Annotated in this window: 26 protein-coding genes; 8 read left to right on the top strand and 18 right to left on the bottom strand. The window is 68.7% G+C overall.

Annotated features, from left to right (window positions below; translation table 11 throughout):
- Nucleotides 1-35 precede the first annotated feature (35 nt).
- Entirely contained in the window at nucleotides 36-854 is an 819-nt protein-coding gene (locus ON19_RS08690) for a MerR family transcriptional regulator (RefSeq protein ID WP_043688765.1), read from the top strand.
- 54 nt (nucleotides 855-908) lie between these two features.
- Here the strand turns inward: ON19_RS08690 and ON19_RS08685 are convergent, their stop codons facing one another.
- Nucleotides 909-2,171, bottom strand: coding sequence for a phthiocerol/phthiodiolone dimycocerosyl transferase family protein (locus ON19_RS08685; protein ID WP_043688764.1), 1,263 nt, complete (start codon nucleotides 2,169-2,171; stop codon nucleotides 909-911).
- A 70-nt stretch (nucleotides 2,172-2,241) separates the two neighbouring features.
- Here ON19_RS08685 and ON19_RS08680 point away from each other — a divergent pair, with 70 nt between their 5' ends.
- Together ON19_RS08680 and ON19_RS08675 are read left to right on the top strand one after the other, a co-directional pair.
- Nucleotides 2,242-2,892 carry a TenA family protein gene (locus tag ON19_RS08680; RefSeq protein WP_051168659.1) on the top strand — a complete coding sequence of 217 codons (651 nt, stop codon included), beginning with the start codon at nucleotides 2,242-2,244 and terminating at the stop codon, nucleotides 2,890-2,892.
- 14 nt (nucleotides 2,893-2,906) lie between these two features.
- Nucleotides 2,907-3,296, top strand: a complete 390-nt coding sequence (locus ON19_RS08675) for a DUF1707 domain-containing protein (protein ID WP_051168658.1) — start codon at nucleotides 2,907-2,909, stop codon at nucleotides 3,294-3,296.
- A gap of 48 nt (nucleotides 3,297-3,344) precedes the next feature.
- Here ON19_RS08675 and ON19_RS08670 read toward each other — a convergent pair whose 3' ends face one another.
- Nucleotides 3,345-4,736: a glycine--tRNA ligase gene (locus ON19_RS08670; protein WP_043688875.1), complete on the bottom strand. Its 1,392-nt coding sequence runs from the start codon at nucleotides 4,734-4,736 to the stop codon at nucleotides 3,345-3,347.
- 193 nt (nucleotides 4,737-4,929) lie between these two features.
- Here ON19_RS08670 and ON19_RS08665 point away from each other — a divergent pair, with 193 nt between their 5' ends.
- Complete coding sequence (locus ON19_RS08665; RefSeq protein ID WP_043688763.1) at nucleotides 4,930-5,280, top strand: ArsR/SmtB family transcription factor; 351 nt, start codon at nucleotides 4,930-4,932, stop codon at nucleotides 5,278-5,280.
- Nucleotides 5,281-5,283: 3 nt separating this feature from the next.
- Nucleotides 5,284-5,718, top strand: a complete 435-nt coding sequence (locus tag ON19_RS08660; RefSeq protein WP_043688762.1) for a Fur family transcriptional regulator — start codon at nucleotides 5,284-5,286, stop codon at nucleotides 5,716-5,718.
- An 83-nt stretch (nucleotides 5,719-5,801) separates the two neighbouring features.
- Here ON19_RS08660 and ON19_RS08655 read toward each other — a convergent pair whose 3' ends face one another.
- A complete protein-coding gene (locus tag ON19_RS08655) occupies nucleotides 5,802-6,773 on the bottom strand; it encodes a hypothetical protein (RefSeq protein WP_043688761.1) in 972 nt (323 codons plus the stop codon).
- A gap of 104 nt (nucleotides 6,774-6,877) precedes the next feature.
- Between ON19_RS08655 and ON19_RS08650 the strand changes: the two genes are divergently transcribed.
- Nucleotides 6,878-7,498: a TetR/AcrR family transcriptional regulator gene (locus tag ON19_RS08650; RefSeq protein ID WP_043688760.1), complete on the top strand. Its 621-nt coding sequence runs from the start codon at nucleotides 6,878-6,880 to the stop codon at nucleotides 7,496-7,498.
- Between the two features lie 70 nt (nucleotides 7,499-7,568).
- On the opposite strand, the gene ON19_RS08645 is transcribed toward ON19_RS08650, so the two are convergent.
- Together ON19_RS08645 and ON19_RS08640 are read right to left on the bottom strand one after the other, a co-directional pair.
- On the bottom strand, nucleotides 7,569-7,982 hold the full coding sequence (locus tag ON19_RS08645) for a YbjN domain-containing protein (protein ID WP_043688871.1): 414 nt from the start codon (nucleotides 7,980-7,982) through the stop codon (nucleotides 7,569-7,571).
- A gap of 14 nt (nucleotides 7,983-7,996) precedes the next feature.
- Nucleotides 7,997-8,815 carry an isoprenyl transferase gene (locus tag ON19_RS08640; RefSeq protein WP_043688759.1) on the bottom strand — a complete coding sequence of 273 codons (819 nt, stop codon included), beginning with the start codon at nucleotides 8,813-8,815 and terminating at the stop codon, nucleotides 7,997-7,999.
- A gap of 121 nt (nucleotides 8,816-8,936) precedes the next feature.
- Between ON19_RS08640 and ON19_RS08635 the strand changes: the two genes are divergently transcribed.
- Complete coding sequence (locus tag ON19_RS08635) at nucleotides 8,937-9,317, top strand: Aca2/YdiL-like domain-containing protein (RefSeq protein ID WP_043688757.1); 381 nt, start codon at nucleotides 8,937-8,939, stop codon at nucleotides 9,315-9,317.
- Here the strand turns inward: ON19_RS08635 and recO are convergent.
- The 8 genes from recO to ON19_RS08595 all read right to left on the bottom strand — a co-directional run bounded on the left by recO (nucleotide 9,274) and on the right by ON19_RS08595 (nucleotide 15,277).
- Nucleotides 9,274-10,101, bottom strand: coding sequence for a DNA repair protein RecO (gene recO / locus ON19_RS08630; protein WP_051168657.1), 828 nt, complete (start codon nucleotides 10,099-10,101; stop codon nucleotides 9,274-9,276). The genes ON19_RS08635 and recO overlap by 44 nt on opposite strands.
- A gap of 299 nt (nucleotides 10,102-10,400) precedes the next feature.
- On the bottom strand, nucleotides 10,401-10,601 hold the full coding sequence (locus ON19_RS08625; RefSeq protein WP_043688756.1) for a DUF6186 family protein: 201 nt from the start codon (nucleotides 10,599-10,601) through the stop codon (nucleotides 10,401-10,403).
- Nucleotides 10,598-11,011, bottom strand: coding sequence for a hypothetical protein (locus ON19_RS08620; RefSeq protein ID WP_043688755.1), 414 nt, complete (start codon nucleotides 11,009-11,011; stop codon nucleotides 10,598-10,600). The genes ON19_RS08625 and ON19_RS08620 overlap by 4 nt, the downstream gene beginning before the upstream one ends.
- A 110-nt stretch (nucleotides 11,012-11,121) precedes the next feature.
- Nucleotides 11,122-11,727 (bottom strand): TetR/AcrR family transcriptional regulator, encoded by a 606-nt coding sequence (locus tag ON19_RS08615; protein WP_043688754.1) that lies wholly within the window; start codon nucleotides 11,725-11,727, stop codon nucleotides 11,122-11,124.
- The gene (locus ON19_RS08610; RefSeq protein ID WP_043688753.1) at nucleotides 11,714-12,580 is read right to left on the bottom strand and encodes an alpha/beta fold hydrolase; all 867 of its coding nucleotides are present in this window, start codon (nucleotides 12,578-12,580) and stop codon (nucleotides 11,714-11,716) included. Before ON19_RS08610 ends, ON19_RS08615 begins: the two co-directional genes overlap by 14 nt.
- Before the next feature lie 79 nt (nucleotides 12,581-12,659).
- The gene (locus ON19_RS08605) at nucleotides 12,660-13,208 is read right to left on the bottom strand and encodes a hypothetical protein (RefSeq protein WP_051168656.1); all 549 of its coding nucleotides are present in this window, start codon (nucleotides 13,206-13,208) and stop codon (nucleotides 12,660-12,662) included.
- Between the two features lie 201 nt (nucleotides 13,209-13,409).
- Complete coding sequence (locus ON19_RS08600; protein ID WP_043688752.1) at nucleotides 13,410-13,796, bottom strand: DUF5955 family protein; 387 nt, start codon at nucleotides 13,794-13,796, stop codon at nucleotides 13,410-13,412.
- Complete coding sequence (locus ON19_RS08595) at nucleotides 13,793-15,277, bottom strand: AbeC-like domain-containing protein (RefSeq protein ID WP_043688751.1); 1,485 nt, start codon at nucleotides 15,275-15,277, stop codon at nucleotides 13,793-13,795. Before ON19_RS08595 ends, ON19_RS08600 begins: the two co-directional genes overlap by 4 nt.
- A gap of 410 nt (nucleotides 15,278-15,687) precedes the next feature.
- On the opposite strand from ON19_RS08595, the gene ON19_RS08590 reads away from it, so the two are divergent.
- The gene (locus tag ON19_RS08590; protein ID WP_051168655.1) at nucleotides 15,688-17,118 is read left to right on the top strand and encodes an amidase; all 1,431 of its coding nucleotides are present in this window, start codon (nucleotides 15,688-15,690) and stop codon (nucleotides 17,116-17,118) included.
- A gap of 6 nt (nucleotides 17,119-17,124) precedes the next feature.
- On the opposite strand, the gene era is transcribed toward ON19_RS08590, so the two are convergent.
- The 5 genes from era to ON19_RS08565 form a co-directional block, all read right to left on the bottom strand.
- Nucleotides 17,125-18,042 (bottom strand): GTPase Era, encoded by a 918-nt coding sequence (gene era, locus ON19_RS08585; RefSeq protein ID WP_043688750.1) that lies wholly within the window; start codon nucleotides 18,040-18,042, stop codon nucleotides 17,125-17,127.
- Nucleotides 18,035-18,421 carry a cytidine deaminase-like protein gene (locus ON19_RS08580; protein WP_043688749.1) on the bottom strand — a complete coding sequence of 129 codons (387 nt, stop codon included), beginning with the start codon at nucleotides 18,419-18,421 and terminating at the stop codon, nucleotides 18,035-18,037. The genes era and ON19_RS08580 overlap by 8 nt, the downstream gene beginning before the upstream one ends.
- Nucleotides 18,418-19,782 carry a hemolysin family protein gene (locus ON19_RS08575; RefSeq protein ID WP_043688748.1) on the bottom strand — a complete coding sequence of 455 codons (1,365 nt, stop codon included), beginning with the start codon at nucleotides 19,780-19,782 and terminating at the stop codon, nucleotides 18,418-18,420. Before ON19_RS08575 ends, ON19_RS08580 begins: the two co-directional genes overlap by 4 nt.
- On the bottom strand, nucleotides 19,779-20,333 hold the full coding sequence (gene ybeY, locus ON19_RS08570) for an rRNA maturation RNase YbeY (protein ID WP_043688747.1): 555 nt from the start codon (nucleotides 20,331-20,333) through the stop codon (nucleotides 19,779-19,781). Before ybeY ends, ON19_RS08575 begins: the two co-directional genes overlap by 4 nt.
- Before the next feature lie 62 nt (nucleotides 20,334-20,395).
- Nucleotides 20,396-21,457, bottom strand: coding sequence for a PhoH family protein (locus tag ON19_RS08565; protein ID WP_043688864.1), 1,062 nt, complete (start codon nucleotides 21,455-21,457; stop codon nucleotides 20,396-20,398).
- Between the last annotated feature and the right edge of the window lie 92 nt (nucleotides 21,458-21,549).

Genomic DNA, 21,549 nt, shown 5'->3' with positions numbered 1-21,549 from the left:
CTGACACCGTGTGAGGCCATAGACCAGGACCCGTCATGTTGAGTATCGGAGACTTCGCCAGGCACGGACAGGTGTCGGTGCGCATGCTGCGCCACTACGACGCGATCGGGCTGCTGCGGCCCGACCGGGTCGACGCCGCCAGCGGTTATCGCTATTACGAGGCGGGACAGCTGGCACGGCTCAATCGCATCGTCGCGCTGAAGGATCTCGGCTTCACCCTCGAACAGGTGCGCCGGATCCTGGACGAGCGGGTGGGCGGCGCCGAACTGCGCGGCATGCTGATGCTCCGCCGCGCCGAGCTCGAGCAGCGCATCACCAGCGACCGCGCCCGCCTGACCCAGGTCGAGACGAGGCTCCGAGTCATCGAGAAGGAGGGCTTCATGCCTGCCCACGATGTGGTTATCAAATCCGTCCCCGCCGTCCGAGTAGCCGAAGTGACCGGTGTCGCGGGCGACTTCGAACCCGGGTCGATCGGGCCGGTGATCGGTCCGTTGTTCGAGGACCTGTGCGCCCGGCTGGCGCGTGCCGAGGTCACGCCGGTCGGTCCCGGTATCGCGTACTACGAACAGCACGACGACGGCACGATTCTCGCCCACGCCGCGATGCCCGTCGACCTCGATCCGGACGGCGCGCACGATTTCGCGGTGGTGGACCTGCCCGCGATCGACCGGGCCGCCACCGTGGTGCATCGCGGCAGCATGGACCTGGTCCTGGAACCCTGGCAGGCGCTCGGACGCTGGATCGACGAGAACGGCTACCGCATCACCGGGCCCAGCCGCGAGGTGACGCTGGTCTACACCGAGGACACCGCGGGCTGGGTCACCGAGTTGCAGGAGCCGGTCCAGCCGAAATGAGATCAGGCCGTGGCTGCCGCGCAACTCGGCCGCCACGGCCTGCCCCGGGCGGGATCAGCCCGCGCACACCGCTGACAACGCGGTCAGCTCGGCCCGCACCTCCTCGAGCAGGTTTTCGGTGTGCGCACCGCCACCGAGCACGCCGACGGTCAGCTTGCCGGTGAAGGTGTAGACGAGATAGGTGACCGCGGCCGACGCACCCGCGGAGGGCCGGGGATGCGCGGAGAGATAGACGATCTCGTAATCGGTCAGTTCGAGACCGGCGGGCGTGCGGAACGCGGGCACGACCCCGGTGTTGGTCACCGCGACATGCCCGGCCAGTGAGTGGATCCTCGTGACACCGTAGTAGTCCGGGAAATGCAGCACCGACTGCTGCACGACGCCTTCGGCCAGATCGTGCGTCAACCGGGATGAAACGCGCTGTGCCAGTTCGAGAACGTGCGCCGCGGGGTCCACCTCCGCCGCGAACGAAGCCAGCCCGGCCATGTTGGTGCCCGCCGCTGCGGCGACCGGACGCTCCAGCCGGGTGCGCAGGTCCACGGGGTACAGGCAGCCCAGCTGGGTCGCGCCACCGGCGGCCACGCGTGCGTACGCCCGCAACAGCGCCGCGGTGAGCAGGCCGTTCACCGTCACGCCGGTCTTGCGGCCCAGATCCACGATCCGTGCGGTCACGTCGCGGTCCAGCCGCACGCGCGGAGGGCGGGCGAGCGTGCTCGGCGCGGGCTGCGCGCTGTCGGGCGGCACTCTCCTGCCTTCGGGCGGAAGCGGCTTGGTCACGTCCTCGAATCCGGAGACTGCGGCCCTGGCGATGCCCCGCGCGGCGATATACCACTCCAGGGATTCCGGAATCCCTTGCGGGACAAGACTTGTACGCTGGTTCTCGACAATGCCGGTGTAGCAGTCCCATAGTTTCGCCAGCAGTTCGACGCAATGCCCCGCATCGGCGACGCTGTGGTGAGCGAACAGGGTGACCCGCCATTCGTCCGCGCCGGTGCCCACCACGTCCAGATAGGCCAGTTGAACCGCGGGATCCACAGCGGGGATGACGATCGCCGCCACGTCACCTTCCCGCACCGAAGCCGGTACCCATGCGCGCTCGTTCGCTTCGAGCAGATGACCTTGTCCCGCGGCGTCTTCCGCGATGCGACAGCCGATCACCGGATACGCGCGCCGCAACGCCGCGAATGCCTCCCGCAACGCGGTCACGTCGAGCCCGCCCCGCACCGACACCGACCGGCCCGTGTAGGTGCCGTGCCGCACGAACCGCTGCTCCGACGGCGCCAGCGGCCGGATCGGAGCGTCCTCATCCCACAACATTCCGCAAGGGTGCGGCACCGTCGGCACGGGTGCAAACCGACCGGGCGGACGGATGCGCAAGACTGCCGGTATGAGTCTCGCGGCACATCTGGAGAAGATCGGTCTGCCTTCGGTGGACGAACAGCTGGCCCACCCCACCGTGGTGGGTATCGCCGAGGGCACCCTGCCCGAGCCGGTTTTCCGGTCCTGGTTGGAGCAGGACTATCTGTTCCTGCTCGACTACGTCCGCGTGTTCGCCCGGCTCGCGTGGCAGGCCCCGGCGGCCCATCTGGGCGACCTGGTCGACCTCGCGCACGCCACCTACCACGAGGAACTGTCACTGCATCGCTCGCTGGCGGCCGAGTTCGGCGCCGACCTCGACGGCGCCGCCAAAGGCGCGCCGTGCGCGGCGTACACGGCGTTTCTCCTGGACTCCGCCGCGTCCTACGGCGAGGGCCTCGCCGCCCTCTACCCGTGCATGTGGGGGTATTCGACGCTCGGCGCACGGCTGGCACAGCACCCGCCCGCCGAACCGCGTTACCGCCGTTGGGTCGACACCTACGCCGATCCGGGATTCGCCGCCCTCACCCGCCGCTGCGCGCAGATGATCGATGAGTCCGGCGCCGACCCGGCACGCGCGGAAGATCTGTTCCGCGAAGGACTGCGGCACGAGCTGGCGTTCTGGGACGTTCCGCTGAATTCCTTTGGCACGGACGGTCACCCCGCACCCTCGGCCGAGTGACTTAGGCTGACAGCGTGAGTCAGGACCACGTGCGGGCGTCCGACGCCGATCGCGAGAAGATCGTCGACCAACTGCGGTTGGCGATGAACGAGGGCAGGTTGACGCTGCCCGAATTCGATGAACGGCTGCAACAGGTGTACGCCGCCAAGACCTACGGCGAGCTGACGCCGCTGCTGTCCGACCTTCCCGCGCAACGGCAATCGCAGCAGGCGCGCGCCAAAGGCATTCCGCAGTGGATCACGATCATGTGGACGCCGTGGGTGTTCGTCAACGCGCTGTGCGTGGCGATCTACCTGGCCACCGGCGCGGGCTACTTCTGGCCGTTCTGGGTCGCCGTGCCCTGGGGGCTCGCGCTGCTGATTCCGACCACGATCGGCATCACCACGCGCAAGAAGAGCTGCTGAACGACAGCGTCCCGTGGCCGGTTACGACCACGGGACGCGACGGCGGACTCAGGCGCCGATCAGGTGCTGGGCGAGGTAGCCCTCCACCTTGTCCAGCGCGATGCGCTCCTGGGTCATGGTGTCGCGCTCGCGGATGGTCACCGCCTGGTCCTCGAGCGTCTCGAAGTCGACGGTGATGCAGAACGGCGTGCCGATCTCGTCCTGGCGGCGGTAGCGGCGGCCGATGGCGCCCGCGTCGTCGAACTCGACGTTCCAGTTCTTGCGCAGCTGCGCGGCCAGATCCTTCGCCTTCGGCGTGAGATCGGCGTTGCGCGAGAGCGGGAGCACCGCCGCCTTCACCGGCGCGAGGCGGCGATCCAGGCGCAGCACCGTGCGGGTGTCCACGCCGCCCTTGGCGTTGGGCGCCTCGTCCTCGGCGTATGCGTCGACCAGGAAGGCCATCAGCGAGCGGGTGAGGCCCGCAGCGGGCTCGATGACGTACGGGATGTAGCGCTCGTTGGTGGTCTGGTCGAAGAAGCTCAGCTCGGTGCCGGAGTGCTCGGAGTGCGTCTTCAGGTCGAAGTCGGTGCGGTTGGCGACGCCCTCCAGCTCACCCCACTCGTTGCCCTGGAAGCCGAAGCGGTACTCGATGTCGGTGGTGCCCGCCGAGTAGTGCGAGAGCTTGTCCTTCGGGTGCTCGAACAGCCGCAGGTTCTCCGGAGTGATGCCGAGCTCGGTGTACCAGGAGAACCGCGTCTCGATCCAGTACTTGTGCCACTCCACGTCCTCGCCCGGCTTGACGAAGTACTCCATCTCCATCTGCTCGAACTCGCGGGTGCGGAAGATGAAGTTGCCCGGGGTGATCTCGTTGCGGAAGCTCTTGCCGATCTGCGCGATACCGAACGGCGGCTTCTTGCGCGCGGTCGTCATCACGTTGGCGAAGTTGACGAAGATGCCCTGGGCGGTCTCCGGGCGCAGGTAGTGCAGGCCCTCCTCGGACTCGATCGGGCCGAGGTAGGTCTTGAGCATCATGTTGAAGTCGCGCGGCTCGGTCCAGCGGCCGACGGTGCCGCAGTTCGGGCACGCGAGCAGTTCCATCGAGACCGTGTCCGGGTCATCGATCTTGTTCTTCAGCGCGTACGCCTCCTGCAGGTGGTCCTGCCGGAAGCGGTGGTGGCAGTTCAGGCACTCGACCAGCGGGTCGTTGAACACGCCGACGTGGCCGGAGGCCACCCACACCTGGCGGGGCAGGATCACCGACGAGTCGAGGCCGACGACGTCCTCACGGCTGGTGACCATGGCGCGCCACCACTGCTTCTTGATGTTCTCCTTGAGTTCGACACCCAGCGGACCGTAATCCCACGCCGACTTGGTGCCTCCGTAGATCTCACCGCACGGGTACACCAGACCCCGGCGCTTGGCGAGGTTGGCAACGGTGTCCACCTTCGACTTGGGTGCCACGCGAGAATTCTCCATCCACTGCGAGTCGGATTCTTGTCGCCTCGACACGATAGTTTTGCGTCGACGCTGCGATTGCGCCCAGCCTATCGGCAGGCTCGGCGGCGGTTTCAACCGCACGGTTCGGCGCGCCCGTTTGACATGCGCACCTGTGCATATGCAAACTGGTAATGCTTTCCATTAAGGAGTTGGTGACATGACCGCCGAGACCGCCGCGGCTCCGCCGCACAACCCGTATCGGTCGCCCGGCCCGGCGCCGGTGCCCGCACGCACCGTGCTGGAGGACGCGGGTGAGCTGTTGCGGGCGCTGGCCGCGCCGGTGCGGATTGCTATCGTGCTGCAGTTGCGCGAGTCGCCACGCTGCGTCCACGAATTGGTCGACGCGCTCGGGGTCACGCAACCACTGGTCAGTCAGCATCTGCGTATCCTCAAGGCCGCCGGTGTCGTGCACGGTGAGCGTTCGGGTCGCGAGGTGCTCTACGAACTCGTCGACGACCATCTGGCGCACATCGTCGTCGACGCCGTCGCGCACGCCGAGGAAGGGTGATTCGTGCCAGACAACACGGCCGCTCCACAGAAACCGGTCGGTATCCGCAGCACCAGGCAGCGCAGCGCCATCGCCGCGCTGCTCGGTGACATCGACGAGTTCCGCTCCGCCCAGGATCTACACGACGAGCTGCGCAAACGTGGCGAGGGCATCGGGCTGACCACGGTCTACCGGACGCTGCAGTCGCTGGCCGACGCGGGCATGGTGGATGTGCTGCGCACCGACTCCGGCGAGTCGGTCTACCGGCAGTGCTCCACCGGCCACCATCACCATTTGGTGTGCAGGCATTGCGGCCGCACCGTGGAGGTGGAGGGCCCGACGGTGGAGGCGTGGGCCGAGGCGATCGCGCACGAGCACGGCTTCACCGAGATCAGCCACACCCTCGAAGTGTTCGGCACCTGCACGACATGCGGGACGGCGCGCCGACGCAACGGGTGATCGCCGCGCTGCCCGGCATGTCCGGTTGACGCACCGACGGCGGGCCGCCCTCGTCCGAGGGCGGCCCGCCGCAGTGACCGAATTCAGCTGACCGGCACCGGGTTCCGCGTCGCAGCCGGAGTCTCGGCCGAACGACCGCGCAGCGCGCCGACGCCCAGCAGTGCGAGCGCGGCGGCGCTCCAGACCAGCAGCACCACCAGCGGGCCGGTCGCGGCGGCGCCGTCGAAGAACGCGGCCGAGCGCAGCAGCGACCCGGCGGCTCCGGGCGGCAGCAGCTGGCCGACGGCGCCCCACGGCTGCGGCAACAGCTCCGGCGCCGAGGTGGCCGCCGAGAACGGATTGCCGATCAGCAGCATGGTGAGCGCGGCGATACCGATACCGGGTCGCCCGAGCACCGCGGCGAGCCCGACGACCGCGCCTGCGACCGCGAACGACACCAGTCCGGCGATCGACGCGAGCACCAGGTAGGACCCGGGTACCACCGACATCCAGCCCTGAACGATCGCCATGCTCAGCAACCCGCCCGCGACGCCGAAGGTGACCAGCCCGATCACCTTGCCGCCGATCGCGGGAATCAGCAGTGCCAGCAGCACCCCGGCGGCGATACCGGACATCACCAGCGGCAGTACCATCGCGCCGAACGCCGTGCCGCGCGGGTCATCCGAGTCGGCCGCCACCACGTCCTCGACCCGGGCGGCGGGCACGCCGGAGAGCTGCTGCCCGATCTGGGTGAGCTGCTGCGCGACAGCGGGGCTCGCACCGGAAGCGACCAGCACGCGAGGCGGCCCGTCGCCGGTGACGATGGCCCCGTAGACCTCCCGGTCCTCGATCGCCGCGCGGGCGGCGGCCTCGTCCGCGGGTGTGCTGATCTCGAAGGCGCCCGGATTGTACTCGGCGAGCTTGGCGGTGACCATCGCGGCTTGCGGGCCGGTGACGGCCAGCGGCAGGTCACGGGGTGCGATGTTGGCGGCCGGCCAGGCGAACGCGATCAGCATCAGCGCCTGGAGCAGGGCTGCGCCGAGACCGAGAGCGAACGCCCGCTGTGTGGTGTTCATGGCCTACTCCTAAAAATCGAATGCTCGTTCTTTTTTAGTTGCGCCTACCGTATGTACGCGGCCCGCCGGTTGTCAAGAACGGATATTCGTTTTATTTTGGGGACATGCCCCGAGTCAGTGAAGAGCACCTCGAACGCCGCAGGCTGCAGATCCTGGACGGCGCGCGGCGCTGCTTCACCCGCAAGGGGTTCCACGAGACCTCCATGCAAGACGTGTTCGCGGAATCCGGACTCTCGGCCGGGGCGGTGTACCGCTACTTCAGAAGCAAGGACGAGCTGGTCACCGCACTCGCCACGGAGACGACGGTGTCGCTGCGCATCGCCATGGACCAGGCGATCGGTCGCGAACCGCTCCCCACGCCCGCCGAGCTGATCGGCATGATCGCCGAGGAGGTGGTGCGGCGCAGCGGGCCGGACGGGCCGGTGCGGCTGGCGCCGCAAGCCTGGGCGCTGGCCCTGGTGCATCCCGGCGCGGCGGTGATGGTCCGCGAGACGATGATCGCGATGCGCGCGCTGTGGGTGACCTACGCCGAACGCATGCGCGACAAGGGCTGGCTACCCGAGGACGCCGACGTCGACGCCGTGGCCAAAGCGATCATCGGGCTGCTGCCTGGGTTCATTCTCCAGCACCTCATCATCGGCGACCTCGACCCGCAGACGCTCGCGCGCGGCGTGCGCACCCTGCTCCCCTACGGCGAAACGGCCCACCCGGAGGACGTCGGCTGATCCGGCCCTCACAGCAGGCAGGAGTGTGCGGCGCCGAACTGGGGACCGCCACCGGTGGTGGTGGCCGAAGTCAGGGCAGCAGCAGGCCTTGCCTGGACCGGCTCGCGTTGGACAGCACGAGCAGCAACATAGTGGTGAGGGCCTGGTCGTCCAGGCCCGCGGCGGGGAAGGTGTAGCGCAGGATGACGTCGGCGAGCCGGCCGCGCCCGATCACGGTCAGCGAACCGAACTGCAGCGCGTTGTTGCGCTCGGCCACACGCTTGTGCAACTGCGGCTTCAGCGGCCGGTCCCAGGCCAGCACACAGGTCAGACTCACCACGTCCAAGCCGGGCGCCAGGTTCACCGCGCGCAGCGAGCACAGCGCGCCCTCGTACTCGAATCCCAGCGACCCTTCAGGGTCGACGCGCACGTCGATGCCGTAACTCGACAGGCAGGCTCCGGCTCGTGCCTGCAGCTCCTGGTCCGGGGTCACCGCTGCGTCCATGTCCGTGCCGCCGTTCACTTGGTGCCGCCGAAACGGCGGTCCCGCGAAGCGTACTGCAGACATGCCTCCCACAGGTTGCGCCGATCGAAATCGGGGAAAAGCGTGTCCTGGTAGACGAATTCGGCGTAGGCCGACTGCCAGATGAGGAAGTTGGAGCTGCGGAACTCGCCCGAGGGGCGCAGGAACAGATCCACGTCCGGCATGTCCGGTTCGTCCAGGTACTTCGCCACCGTCGCCTCGGTGACCTTCTCCGGATCGATCTCCCCCGCCGCCACCCGGCGCGCGATCTCCCTTGCCGCGTCGGCGATTTCGGCGCGGCCACCGTAGTTGACGCACATGGTGAGCGTCATCACCGTGTTGTCCTTGGTGAGTTCCTCGGCGATCTCCAGTTCCTTGATCACACTGCGCCACAGGCGCGGGCGGCGACCCGCCCAGCGCACCCGCACGCCCATCTCGTGCATCTCGTCGCGGCGGCGGCGGATCACGTCGCGGTTGAAGCCCATGAGGAAGCGCACCTCCTCGGGGCTGCGCCGCCAGTTCTCGGTGGAGAAGGCATAGGCCGACAGCCACTTCACGCCGATCTCGATGCAGCCCTCGACGGTGTCCATCAGCACCGCCTCGCCGCGCTCGTGCCCGGCCGTGCGGGGCAATCCGCGTTCCTGAGCCCAGCGCCCGTTGCCGTCCATGACAAGCGCCACGTGACTGGGCACCAGTTCCGGCGGCAATTGCGGCGGTCGAGCTCCCGACGGATGCGGCGAGGGCGGGCGGACGGCGCCCGCGGGCTTGAGCTCGGTCGCGGTAGCGGAGTCTCGGCGGAGGATCACGGCCTCCATACTGCCCGATCGCCGCCGCTGCCCTGCCGCCGCGTTGCTTCCTGATGAATTCCCCAGTTCCCACCGGCGTCGGTGACTTATTCTTTTCCTAATCGTGATACTGGGGAGGGGTTTCTCGGACGTGACCGATTTACCAGGCACCGGGACGGCGGCAGGTTTCCGGGCCACTCGCGAATTACTCGGCCTCCCGGTCCCTTGGTGCGCGCGATTCTTCGCGGTCGCGGAGCGCACTGTCGAGCGATGGGAGAAAGGGGCCTTCCAGATTCCCGACAGCGTGGCTCGCGAACTCGCCGCTCTCGCCGACGAGACCGAACAGGTGGTCGAGGCGATGGTCGAAGCCATCGACGCCGGGGAGATCTCCCCCCGCCTGCACACCTATCGCACCAACGACGACTACGCCAAGCACGAGCCGGACACCCGCTACCCGGCCACCTGGCATCGCTCGGTATGCGCCCGCGTCATGAGCGAGCTGCCCCAGGTAGAGCTGCAATTCGTGGAGTAGGCGGCGCGGGCTGCGGACGAACTTCCTCCGGCCGCGCCCTTTCCTGCTGCGCCCCGGACCGCTCGATCAACGGCAGGGTGCGCAGCTGACGTTCCAGATGCCACTGCAAGTGCGCCGCGACCAGCCCGCTGGCCTGCCTGCGCACCGTATGCGGCGTCGTCTCGACGCGCTCCCAGTCCCCGCGCAACAACGCGACCAGCAGGTCGAGCACTCCGGGGCCGGGTGTCGCCGCGCCAGGTGGGCGGCAGTGCACGCACACCGCGCCACCGGCCGCGACATGGAAAGCGCGATGCGGACCCGGCGTCGCGCACTTGGCGCATTCGTCCAAGGCGGGCGCCCAGCCCGCGAAACCCATGGCACGCAACAGGAACGCGTCCAGGATCAGTTCGTGCGGCCGCTGCTTGGCCGCGATCGCGCGCAGGGCGCTCGCGGTGAGCGCGTGCAGCCGGGGCGCGGGCGCGTGCTCCTCGCCTGCCAGGCGTTCGGCGGTCTCCAGCACGGCGCACGCGGTGGTGTAGCGCCCGTAGTCGTCGATGATGTCGGCGGCGAACGCCTCCATCGTGTGCACCTGGGTGACAGTGTCCAGCGTGCGCCCCGGATACAGCTGCACATCGATGTAGGAGAACGGCTCCAACCGGGCCCCGAACCTCGACTTGGTGCGCCGCACCCCCTTGGCGACCGCGCGCACCAGGCCGTGCTGCCGTGTGAGCAGCGTGACGATGCGATCCGCCTCACCCAGCTTGTGCTGGCGCACCACTACCGCCTCGTCCCGATACAAACGCACGTGCTGAGTCTAATTGCAGCGCCTGCGGCGCTGCGTGTTCGCGGCCCCTTTGGGGCTCGCGTTTGCGCGGCCGCCGCTGGCTCCTTCGTCGCGTACGCGGCGGCCGCGCAAACGCGAGCCGGGCCGCGAACGGCGGATGCTCGGTCTCGCTTCGCTCGAAACCTGGGGTTGAGGTGCGCGGGGGGCGTTGGTTTCTGAACTCAGGATTCAGTGCGCGCGTTTGTGGTGGCCGACTGGGCTTCGCTCTTGCCGGTCGGCAGCGACAGACCCGCGCAACGAAGGGCGGTTCGGCTGCGGGGTCACCGGGCCAGGAAGTGCCAGCCGAGCCACGCCCACACCAGTACGGCGGTGATCTTCGTGGCCCGGGTGCTGGTCAGGTACGCGATCGTCTCTCCCAAAGACGCGACCAGGTCCCGGCGCAACCATGTGACCGCGGCCGCGGTCAGCGCGACTGCCAAGAGCAGGCAGAAACCGGTGATGACTATGGCCCGGTCGCTCATCTCGACACCAGCCACCATCCGGCGCCCAGCCACACCAGCCATCCGGCGAATCGCAGCGGCCACTGTTCGAGTGCCGGATCCAGCAGCGTGGACAAGCTCGGGTGTTCTCGGCTCGGCTGGTTCAGGGCGGGCTGGCGCAGCAATGCGTAGACCTCCCATGCCGATGCCGCGACCAGCAGCGCCGACCACACAGCGACCCCGTGCCCGAGCCGGGCGGTGCGCGGAGGCCGCTCGATTCGCGCGCGGAAGGCAGGCACCATCGCGCCCAGCGCCGCCACCGCCACGATCGCGGTCGCCGACCAGCTGAACGGCCGGGTCGCGGCACCGGCCGCCGCCAGCACGAGACCCACGGTCAGCAGCGCCGCGCGCCACCGGAATCGACCTGCCGACCACGCCGATTGCTCCGTCATATGCGCAGGATAAGGCCCTGAATGGCCGGAGTTGGGCAGGCACGCACCGCAACCTCCGAGAGGCGCCATCGATCCATCGGCCGAGGTCGACGCGCGCCGGTCGTGAGTCGTCAGCCGCTGGTGCGCAGGAGGCCGGAGATCAACAGCAGCACCGACTGCTGGGTCTGCGCACGCGCGAGGTCGCGGTCTGCCGCGTGCGCGACGATCAGGGCGGCCTCGCTGACGACGCTGACGACGAGCTGGGCCAGGACGGGAACGGGGGCGTCGGCGATCAACCCCGCGGCGCGGGCGCGCTCGAGCTGTGCGGTGATCAAGCCGAGGCCGTGGGCGGACTCGAATTCGCGCCAGGCCTGCCAGCCGAGCACGGCGGGAGCGTCGGTGAGGGCGATCCGCAGCATCGCGGGGCGCTGGCAGATCTCCAGGAAGAGGCCGAGCCCCGCGGCCATGCCTGCCATCACGTCATCGGAGTCGACCGCGGCGATGGCCTTTTCGATCTCTTCCGTGGTCTCGACTTCGATCTGCTCCAGCACCGTGAGGAACAGTCCGCGCTTGTCGCCGTAGTGGTGGTGCAGCGCGCCCCGGGTGACCCCGGCCTCGGTAACCAGCTCTTCGGCCGAGGTTCCCGCGAAGCCGCGCTCGGTGAACAGGCGGCGTCCCGCCTGTTCGAGCGCGGCTCTGGTGGCCCGAGAGCGGTCTTCCTGGCTACGGCGTGGCATGTAGCCGAGTGAACTCCAGAATCGATTCGGTGAGCAACTCCGGCTGGTCTTCCGGAAGGAAGGTGTAGGAGTCGTCGATGAGCTTCAGCGTCGCGTTCGGCAGATCACGGGCCAGACGTTCGGCGAACGACACCGGGAACAACCGATCCTCGCGCGCCCAGGCCAGCAGCACCGGGATGTCTACGTCGCCGAAGTGGCGCGCGGCCTCCAGCGTGTACCGGCGGTGCGCCGACTTCAGGAAGCGCCGCAGGTCTTTGCGAATCGCGGAGGAGTTCCGGCTCGGCAGCAGATAGGAGTCGGTGATCTCGGGCGGTATCGGCCGTTTGGTGAGCCAACCGAGGGCCAGGGGGAGTCGATGCAGCGCCCGGATGCGCAGCGCCTCGGTCAGCGGGCGGATCGACCCGGGGACCTTCGCCAGCAGCGGAAGCGCGGTGAACGGCTGCGGCAGGAAGCCCTCGTAGCTGTCCACCGAGGCGAGCACGACGCGGCCGATCCTGGACCGGTCGCGAGTGAGCAGCACCTGGGTGATCGCGCCGCCGGTGTCGTTGGCGACCAGGGTGACGTCGGTGAGGTCGAGACGCTCGAGGAACGCGGCGATCAGGTCCGCCACGCCGACCGGAGTCAGCTCCGCGTCCGGTACCGGGATCTCGTGCGAGCCGAGCGGCAAGTCCGGCGCCAGGCAGCGGTATCCGGCCGCGGCGACGGCGGGCACCACCTTGCGCCAGAGGTCCGCGTTGACGAGCAGGCCGTGCACGAAGACGACCGGAGCGCCCTCCCCCGTCTCGTGGTAGCGAATGCGGCCGCCGGGCAGGTCCACCTCATGAGTGGGCCCGAGTGATGTGCTTGTTGCCATGTGGTCCTCCCAGTCCGAACGAATACAACCCACCATTACATACATACGGTATGTATGTCTATAGCGGTTCCGTCCGGCCCTAGTGGATGACCGCGTCGACGATGACGTCGTTGCGTACGACGTAGTAGCCGGAATAGGTCCGCACCGAGTCGTCGGTCTGGCGGGCCGACAGCTCGATATGCACGATGTCCCCACTCTCCGAAGTGATCCGCACCGCCTCGTGCGCGGTCGTCGAAAGACCAGCCACGAAGTGCTCGTAGCTCGTGTCCAGGTTCCGGCCGCCCAGCTCCCAAGCACGGCCGTAGTCCCGCCGATTGATGGCGTCGAAGTACGCCGTGACGGTCCGTGACGGCCCGGTCGCCGGGGCCTGCGTGGTCGTCGTAGAGCGCGCGCTGCTGCGCGACGGCGTGGTCGTGGCGGTGCGGGCGCCGGTGCGCGACGGTGTGGGCGAGGCGGTGCGGGCGCCGGTGGTCGTCAGCGGGAATCCGACCGCCGACGGTCCCCGGTCGGCCGGCTTGTCGCCGGGCGCCACGACCAGCACCACCGCCACTGCCACAGCGGCGGCGAGCAGAACGCCGCCTGTGATGACGGCGGGGTTCCGGCGAGATGCGGCGCCCTCGACCGGCAACGTCCGATTCGGCGGCCGCACCAGCGCGGTCGCGCTCGCGCCGCACCTGGTGCAGAATCGCCCCGCCCCGGCGCCCGGCTCGTGCCCACAGCTCCAGCACACACCCGCGCCGCACGCGGTGCAGTGCCGTTGCCGCCCGCCGGACAGCGGTTCCCGGCATCTCCAGCAGTTCGCCATGGAATCCCCCGCACCACTCACCGGTCAGCCGAGGACGGCCTTGACCGCGATTTCCAACGCGCTCACCACAGCGGCGAGCGAGGCGATGCCGGCGACCGACCGCCCCACCGCATGCAGGATCCCCGAGAGCACCAGCCGGTTCGGTCGTTCCTTCGCCGCCTCGGCCACCGCCTGCCGCGTCGTGTCCTCGACCAGCTGCCGGTCCGGCAATTCCGCGTCGTACCGGCTGATCCGATCGAGCAGATCGTCCAGGGCGGAACGCAATTCAGCCACGGTTTGCGGAACCGGAATCGCGGCTGCCCCGGCGGTGGTGTTCGACACCGTGCCGTCACGGCCCGCGACGACGGACCCGCTCAGATTCGCGCCCCCACCGATGGAAACTCCGGTATTACTGCCGACATTCTTGTTCATTCGCTTTCCCTTCTGCGCAGTGGACTATTTCTCGATGATTCGGCGGGTGCGGAAGCGACCCGCGCGGAAACGCCGCCGATAGCGGAATTCAGCAGATTGGCGTCGCCGTTGATCGTCACGCTGCTGTTGATGATCTGTTCCCCACGGCGAATCAGTTCGTCCGGATCGACATTTCGTTCGGTCAGGAACTCCGCCAGCGTCTCGAAGATCTTCTTCTCGACCGTCTTGGTGAACATCTCCTGGTCGAGCAGCTGGAAGTAGCGGTGGTAGCGGATCGAGCGGCCACGCCGGTCGACCCGCAGATCGCCCGCCGCCTCACGGACGCTGATGAGCGCGCCGTGATCGAACGTGAACACCTGGTTGATCTCACTGACTTGACGGGCGTGCTTGCGTTCCCTGCGGAAATCGCCGAGCAGTTGCCGGATGGCGTCCGGCACCGCGTGCCAGTAGGTCCGGGGCAGCCTCAGGAGGCTGCGCCAGGCCAGGCGCAGCACCTGCGACGGCTGCGGGCGCAGCAGCAGATCATCGATCTCGTGATAGACCTGCCGCAACGGCGGCAGGGCGCAGTAGTTCGCCTCAACGAACAGCGATGACGCGCTGACGGCGAGGCGGACGAACGCGGTCCACACCACCTCCCCGCCCCAGCCGACGATCTCCGCGGTCAGATAGGGACGTGCCCGGTCCTCGGGGGACGTCATCAGCGCCTCGATCGTCGTCTCCGGCACGCGATCCACCGGCCTGCCGGTGGGATCCGGCAGGAATCGCCCGTCGTGGTGGATATCCCCGCCGTTGACGAACAGCCGGTTGTAGACGTTCAGTCCGCGCATATCGAGCTGCGTGATCTCCTTGCGGAGGCGTTCGTTCAACTCGACCGCGGTGAACGGCCGGACCGGCTCCTGATCCGATCCCGGCCTGGTGATGTCCAATGCCATCGACCACGCCGAAAGCGGCCAGCCGTGACCGAGGAACGGCTGGTAGCCGTGATACGCCGTCACATTGCCGTCGGAGTAGGCCGCCACGTGCTCGATCTGTTGCCGGACCGAAGCCTTACGCGGAACCGGAGCCGCCGAGGAGCGAAATGTGCCGCGCCGCAGCGAATTCGCCGTCCCGCCCCAGCGCGCGCTGCATCCTTCGCCCCACACGGCGAGCCAACCGACGAGAAGGGCTCCCAACGGTAGCGGCGACAACAAGCGGAAAGGATCGAGGATCAAGAGCAAGCCCAGCGGTCCGGCGTCGAAATCGGCCGCGGCGAGCTGATTACCGAGGACGACCACCATCGTCGCGATCATCACCAGATTGCGCGCGAGCTGCCGCTCCCGGGCGGCCACCGCGTGCTTCGCCACCGCGACGAGATCGACGCCTGGTGACCGGGCCACCGATCGCAACGGTTCCTCGAGCACCTTCTCGATCACCTCGGAGGCCAGCGCACTGTCGAAATGAACCGCGGCGCACAGATAGCGCGTCGCTTCTTCCCCGCGCACCCCACCGGTATTCTCGCGGGTCTCCCTCGACGATTCCGCTGACTCCGTTCCGCGGGACCGCGCACCACAGTTCCCACAGAACGTGGCGCCTTCGGGATTCGATTGTTCGCATTCTGGGCATCGCACAGGACGAGCCAAGCATTCGGTCAGCATCCGGTCTACGAAAATGCCTGCGCTGTACCAACTCTGATCCGCAGCACACCAGATGGGGTAATTCTCGACTCGGCACGACTTCGGTGAGCAAGATCTTGCACGGCGAGCGATCGAGTTCCCCGCCAACTCGCGGGTGCGCACACGGCGCTGTTCGCCCAAGGAATCGGCGGACCGGCCGCACTCGCATTCCGACACATTATGGACGCTTGACCAGTTGGCCGCTACGGTTGATCGCAATCGAACGACAGGGAGCTCACATGACCGTGTCCGATCCGACCGGGCTGCCGCCCGACACCCGCGAGCTGGGGCTGGCCGAACTGGCGGCCGCGATCGCGGGCGGCGCGATCACGTCGGCCGCGGCCGTCGGCGGTGCTCTGGACCGGATCGACGCGGCACAGGGCACGCTGAACGCCTTCCGGGTCGTGCGCCGGGAACGCGCGACGGCGGAGGCCGCCGACGCCGACCGGAGGCTCGCCGCGGGGGAACGGCTGCCGCTGCTGGGCGTGCCCGTCGCGGTGAAGGACGACACCGATATCGCGGGCGAGCCGACCGCGTTCGGGTGCGGCGGCGACTTCGCGCCGAAGACCGAGGACGCCGAATCGGTCCGTCGCCTGCGCGCCGCGGGCGCGGTGATCGTCGGGAAGACCAATACCTGCGAGCTCGGGCAGTGGCCGTTCACCAGCGCCGAGTGGTTCGGGCACACCCGCAACCCCTGGGACCGCACCAGGACGCCGGGCGGCTCCTCCGGCGGGGCCTCGGCGGCCGTCGCGGCCGGATTGGTCCCCGCCGCCCTGGGTTCCGACGGCGCGGGCTCCATCCGCATCCCCGCGGCGTGGACGAACCTGGTCGGTATCAAGCCACAGCGCGGTCGGATCTCCACTTGGCCGGAGGCCGAGGCGTTCTACGGGCTCACCGTGAACGGGCCGCTGACGCGCACCGTCGCGGACGCCGCGCTACTGCTGGACGCGGCGGCCGGCCCGCACCCGGGTGACCTGCACACACCGGCCCCGATCACCGCCTCGGACGCTGTCGGCCGTGACCCTGGCAGACTGCGCATCGCCCTGTCGCTGCGCATTCCGTTCACCGCGACCAGAACCGCGCTGGATCCCGAGATCGAGCGAGCGGTGCGGCGCACCGCCGACACGCTGCGCGGTCTCGGGCACACCGTGACCGTCGCCGACCTGCACTACGGCGTGATGATCGGCGCCTCGTTCCTGCCGCGTTCGCTCGCCGGCATCCGGCGGGTGTACCACCGGACGCCCGGCCTGCAGGTCGATCCCCGTACCGCCGCCAACGCCCGGATCGGGCGCGTGCTCGACGGCCCCGCCCTGTACGCGGCACGGCAGCTGGAACCCTTGCTGCACAGGCGAATCGGCCACTTCTTCCGTGACTACGACGTGGTCCTCGCGCCGACCACCGCGACCGCGCCGCCGCGAGTCGAGGAAATAGATGGCATCGGCGTCAACGCCACCAACAACCTCATCACCGCGGCCTGCCCCTACACCTGGCCGTGGAACGTCCTCGGCTGGCCGAGCGTCAACGTCCCCGCCGGATTCACCGACGCCGGCCTCCCCGTCGGCGCCCAACTGATGGGCACGGCGAACTCCGAACCCCAACTGATCTCCTTGGCCGCCCAGCTCGAATCCGAACTCCAGTGGCACCGCCACCGCCCCACCCCGTGGTGGTGAGCGACGTCAGAAGCCGAGTTTGCCGAGCTGCTTCGGGTCGCGCTGCCAGTCCTTGGCCACCTTCACGTGCAGGTTCAGGTAGATGCGGGTGCCGAGGATGTGCTCGATCTGCTTGCGGGCGTTGGTGCCGACTTCCTTCAGCCGGGAGCCGCCCTTGCCGATGACGATGGCCTTCTGGCTGGGGCGCTCGACGTAGAGCAGGGCGTGCACGTCGAGCATGTCCTCGCGCTCCTCGTACGGCAGGACTTCTTCGATGACGACGGCCAGCGAGTGCGGCAGTTCGTCGCGCACGCCCTCCAGCGCGGCTTCGCGGATGAGCTCGGCCATCAGTGTTTCCTCGGGCTCGTCGGTGAGCTCGCCGTCGGGGTAGAACGCCGGTCCCTCGGGCATCTTCGAGGCGGTGACGTCGACGAGGACCTCGACCTGCTCACCCTTGACCGCCGACACCGGCACCACGTCGGCCTCCGGGCCGAGCAACCGGGAGACGGCGAGCAGTTGCTCGGCGACCTGGTCGCGGCTCACCTTGTCGATCTTGGTGACCACGCCGAGCAGCGTCGTCTTCGGCGCCATCTGCTTGATCTGCTGCACGATCCAGCGGTCACCCGGACCGATCTTCTCGTCGGCCGGGATGCACAGCGCGATCACGTCGACTTCGGAATACGTGTCGCGGACGAGGTCGTTGAGGCGCTGCCCGAGCAGGGTACGCGGGCGGTGCAGGCCGGGAGTGTCGACCAGGATCAACTGCGTGTGCGCGCGGTGCACGATGCCGCGAATCGTGTGCCGGGTGGTCTGCGGGCGCGAGGAGGTGATCGCGATCTTCGCGCCCACCAGCGCGTTGGTCAGCGTCGACTTGCCGGTGTTCGGGCGACCGACGAAACAGACGAACCCGGAACGGAATTCGCCCTTCTCCCGCGCGTCAGCCACCGCGGACCTCGCCCGCGTCGGCGCTCACCGCGTCCACCGCGTCCGCGGAGTCGTCGACGATCTCGAACACCGCGCCGTCGCGGTCGGTGAAGATGATCCGCGCCTCGGCCGAGACCTCCCGCACCGCGGTGACACCGAAGTCGGACAATCGCCCGCCGACCACCACGGCCGCCTCGAATCCCTCGGCGCCGCTGGACAACGCGGCGGCCACCGCGGCTTGCAGCGCCGTCAGCCGCAGCGCGGTCAGCGTGACCTCGCCCGCGGCGTAGGTGCGGCCGTCGGTGTCACGGATCGCCGCTCCGCTCGCCCCGCCGGTGCGGCCCAGCGCGCCGCGGGCCAGCACGACCAGCTTGTTGTCCTCCGCGTCCAGTTCGGTCATTCGGTGTCTCCGTCCTCGTCGCGATCGGCCGGGATCTCCCGTTCCGATCCGTTGGCCTTGCGCTTGCCATTGGGATTGTCGCCGTTGGTCTTCCCGGCGGGGACCTTCTCGCGCGCTTTGCGCACAACTACGGTGTTCACCCGCATCCGGCCCCGCGCGTCGGCTCCGCCTTCGCCGCGCAGCACCAGCCCGTGGGCCTCGACCTTCGATCCGGGCAGCGGCACCCGGCCCAGCTCGTGGGCGAGCAGGCCGCCCACGGTGTCCACGTCCTCTTCCTCGATCTCCAGCCCGTACAGCTCGCCGAGATCCTCCACCGGCAGCCGGGCCGAGACCCGGTAGCGGCCGTCGCCGAGATCCTCGATGGGCGGGGTCTCGTCGGTGTCGTACTCGTCGGCGATCTCACCGACGATCTCTTCGAGCACGTCCTCGATGGTCACCAGACCCGCGATACCGCCGTACTCGTCCACCAGCAGCGCCATGTGGTTGCGCCTGCGCTGCATCTCGTCGAGCAGGCTGTCCAGCGGTTTGGAGTCGGGCATGAACACTGCGTGCCGCATCACCTCGCTCACCCGCACTTTGCGGCTGCGATCGGCATACGGCACGAGGTCTTTCAGATAGACCACGCCGAGGATGTCGTCGACGTTCTCGCCGATCACCGGGATCCTGGAATGCCCCGACCGCACCGCGAGCGACATCGCCTGCGCCGCGGTCTTGTCCGCCTCGATCCAGACCATCTCGGTGCGCGGCACCATCACGGCACGCGCCGGTGTGTCGCCCAGTTCGAAGACCGACTGGATCATGCGCCGTTCGTCGTCGGCCACCACGCCGCGCTCACCGGCCATCTCGACCACTTCGCGCAGCTCGATCTCGGAAGCGAAGGGGCCGTTGCGGAAACCCTTACCCGGGGTGATCGCGTTGCCGAGGAGGATCAGCAGCCTGCTCAGCGGACCGAGCAGCGCGCCGATGAACTGCAGCGGCAGCGCCGCGGCGAGCGCGATCGAGTACGCGTGCTGACGACCCAGCGTGCGCGGGCCGACGCCGATCACCACATAGGACACCAGCGCCATCACCAGCGCGGTGACCAGCAGCGCCCAGTTCTTCCCCCAAACCGTCATCAGGCCCGCCGCCAGCAGAACGGTGGCGCCGATCTCGCACAGAATCCGCAGCAGCACCATGAGGTTCACGTACCGCGCCCGGTCGGCGACGATCCGGGTCAGCCGCATCGCCCCGGGCCGGTCGGCGCGCACCAGGTCATCGACGCGGGCGGGCGAGATGGTGTTCAGGGCGGAATCCACACCCGCGAACACCCCGCCCACCGAGACCAGCAGGACCGCGAGCAGAACGAGGGTCAAAGAATTCACGCGGAGCCCAGGGAGTCACCCGGTGTGGTGAAGCCCGCCTTACCCAGCAACCGTGCGTCGCGCTCGGCGAGTTCGGCGCGCCGCCGCGCCTCGCGCAGGCTCTCGTACCACTCCTCGAGCAGTCGGGCCTGCAACGCGAACATCTCCTTCTCCTCGTCCGGCTCGGCGTGGTCGTAGCCGAGCAGGTGGAGCACGCCGTGCACGGTGAGCAGCGCGAGTTCGTGGTCCAGATCGTGCCCCGCCTTGCGCGCCTGTCCGGCGGCGAACTCCGGGCACAACACGATGTCGCCGAGCATGGACGGGCCCGGTTCCGGGCTGTCGGGCCGTCCGCCCGGCTCGAGCTCGTCCATCGGGAAGGACATGACGTCGGTCGGACCGGGCAGGTCCATCCAGCGCATGTGCAGGTCGGCCATGGTGTCGAGATCGACGAGCACCATCGACAGCTCCGCGGCCGGGTGCACGTCCATTCGGGCGATCACGAACCGCGCGACGCTGACCAGCTCTTCTTCGGGCACGTCGATACCCGACTCGTTGGCGATCTCGATGCTCACCCGAACAGACTACGATCCCGGCGATCGCGTCGCCGGAGCGGAGCCCCGCCCGGCGAAACGAATTACCGCCGGTCCCCCCGGCTCGCCGCGCGGCGCTGTGCCCGATTGCCGCCGTAATGCGGGGCGACCGGCGGCCGCGTCTCCGATTCGAAGCGGTCGTAGGCGTCGACGATGTCCGAGACCAGCCGGTGGCGGACCACGTCGCTGCTGGTCAGCTCCGCGAAGTGGATGTCATCGATCTCGGTCAGGATCTCGCTGGCCGCGCGCAGGCCCGACCGCGCGCCGGTCGGCAGATCGACCTGGGTGACGTCACCGGTCACCACGATCTTCGATCCGAACCCGAGACGGGTGAGGAACATCTTCATCTGCTCGGCGGTGGTGTTCTGCGCCTCGTCGAGAATGATGAACGAGTCGTTCAACGTGCGGCCGCGCATGTAGGCCAGCGGCGCGACCTCGATGACACCGGCCGCCATCAGCTTGGGAATGGCCTCCGGGTCCATCATGTCGTGCAGCGCGTCGTAGAGCGGGCGCAGGTACGGATCGATCTTCTCGTTCAGCGTGCCCGGCAGGAAGCCGAGCCGCTCCCCCGCCTCGACCGCCGGACGGGTGAGGATGATCCGGTTGACCGACTTGGTCTGCAACGCCTGGACCGCTTTGGCCATGGCCAGATAGGTCTTGCCGGTACCAGCGGGGCCGATGCCGAACACGATGGTGTTGGCGTCGATCGCGTCGACGTAGCGCTTCTGGTTCAGCGTCTTGGGCCGGATGGTCTTGCCCCGCCGGGACAGGATGTCCAGGCTCAGCACCTCCGCGGGGGACTCGCTGGAGCCCTCGGTGAGCATCGAGACGGTGTGCCGCACCGCCTCGGGAGTCACCACGCGGTTGCGGCCGGTGAGCGCGACCAACTGCTCGATGACCCGCTCGGCGAGCGCGACGTCGGCCGCCCTGCCGGTGAGGGTCACGGAATTGCCGCGGACGTGAATGTCCGCGTCGAGCAGCGTTTCCAGCTCACGGAGATTCTGGTCGGCCGAACCCAGGAAGGGGAACACGGATTCGGGAGCGAGTTCGATACTCGAGCGCACGGTGCGCGCTGCGGGACCCGAACCGTCGTCGCCGGCGCCGATGCCCGCCGCTGGGGTGGTCGGGTCGCCGATCTCGCCTTGTGTTCTCAAAAGTGGCTATAGCCTGCTTTCCGGTCTCGACTGCTGCTGTATGG

The organism is Nocardia abscessus NBRC 100374, assembly GCF_000308455.1.
GTDB classification, from domain to species: domain Bacteria; phylum Actinomycetota; class Actinomycetes; order Mycobacteriales; family Mycobacteriaceae; genus Nocardia; species Nocardia abscessus.
Note: the sequence above shows the minus strand (reverse complement) of the source record. Positions and strands in the feature narration are given on the sequence as shown.

Excerpts from the sequence above, each read along its gene's own strand:
- ON19_RS08690 (WP_043688765.1), top strand. The coding sequence starts at position 36 with ATGTTGAGTATCGGAGACTTCGCCAGGCACGGACAGGTGTCGGTGCGC.
- ON19_RS08685 (WP_043688764.1), bottom strand. The coding sequence starts at position 2,171 with ATGTTGTGGGATGAGGACGCTCCGATCCGGCCGCTGGCGCCGTCGGAG.
- ON19_RS08680 (WP_051168659.1), top strand. The coding sequence starts at position 2,242 with ATGAGTCTCGCGGCACATCTGGAGAAGATCGGTCTGCCTTCGGTGGAC.
- ON19_RS08665 (WP_043688763.1), top strand. The coding sequence starts at position 4,930 with ATGACCGCCGAGACCGCCGCGGCTCCGCCGCACAACCCGTATCGGTCG.
- ON19_RS08655 (WP_043688761.1), bottom strand. The coding sequence starts at position 6,773 with ATGAACACCACACAGCGGGCGTTCGCTCTCGGTCTCGGCGCAGCCCTG.
- ON19_RS08650 (WP_043688760.1), top strand. The coding sequence starts at position 6,878 with ATGCCCCGAGTCAGTGAAGAGCACCTCGAACGCCGCAGGCTGCAGATC.
- ON19_RS08645 (WP_043688871.1), bottom strand. The coding sequence starts at position 7,982 with ATGGACGCAGCGGTGACCCCGGACCAGGAGCTGCAGGCACGAGCCGGA.
- ON19_RS08640 (WP_043688759.1), bottom strand. The coding sequence starts at position 8,815 with ATGGAGGCCGTGATCCTCCGCCGAGACTCCGCTACCGCGACCGAGCTC.
- ON19_RS08625 (WP_043688756.1), bottom strand. The coding sequence starts at position 10,601 with ATGAGCGACCGGGCCATAGTCATCACCGGTTTCTGCCTGCTCTTGGCA.
- ON19_RS08620 (WP_043688755.1), bottom strand. The coding sequence starts at position 11,011 with ATGACGGAGCAATCGGCGTGGTCGGCAGGTCGATTCCGGTGGCGCGCG.
- ON19_RS08615 (WP_043688754.1), bottom strand. The coding sequence starts at position 11,727 with ATGCCACGCCGTAGCCAGGAAGACCGCTCTCGGGCCACCAGAGCCGCG.
- ON19_RS08610 (WP_043688753.1), bottom strand. The coding sequence starts at position 12,580 with ATGGCAACAAGCACATCACTCGGGCCCACTCATGAGGTGGACCTGCCC.
- ON19_RS08600 (WP_043688752.1), bottom strand. The coding sequence starts at position 13,796 with ATGAACAAGAATGTCGGCAGTAATACCGGAGTTTCCATCGGTGGGGGC.
- ON19_RS08590 (WP_051168655.1), top strand. The coding sequence starts at position 15,688 with ATGACCGTGTCCGATCCGACCGGGCTGCCGCCCGACACCCGCGAGCTG.
- ON19_RS08580 (WP_043688749.1), bottom strand. The coding sequence starts at position 18,421 with ATGACCGAACTGGACGCGGAGGACAACAAGCTGGTCGTGCTGGCCCGC.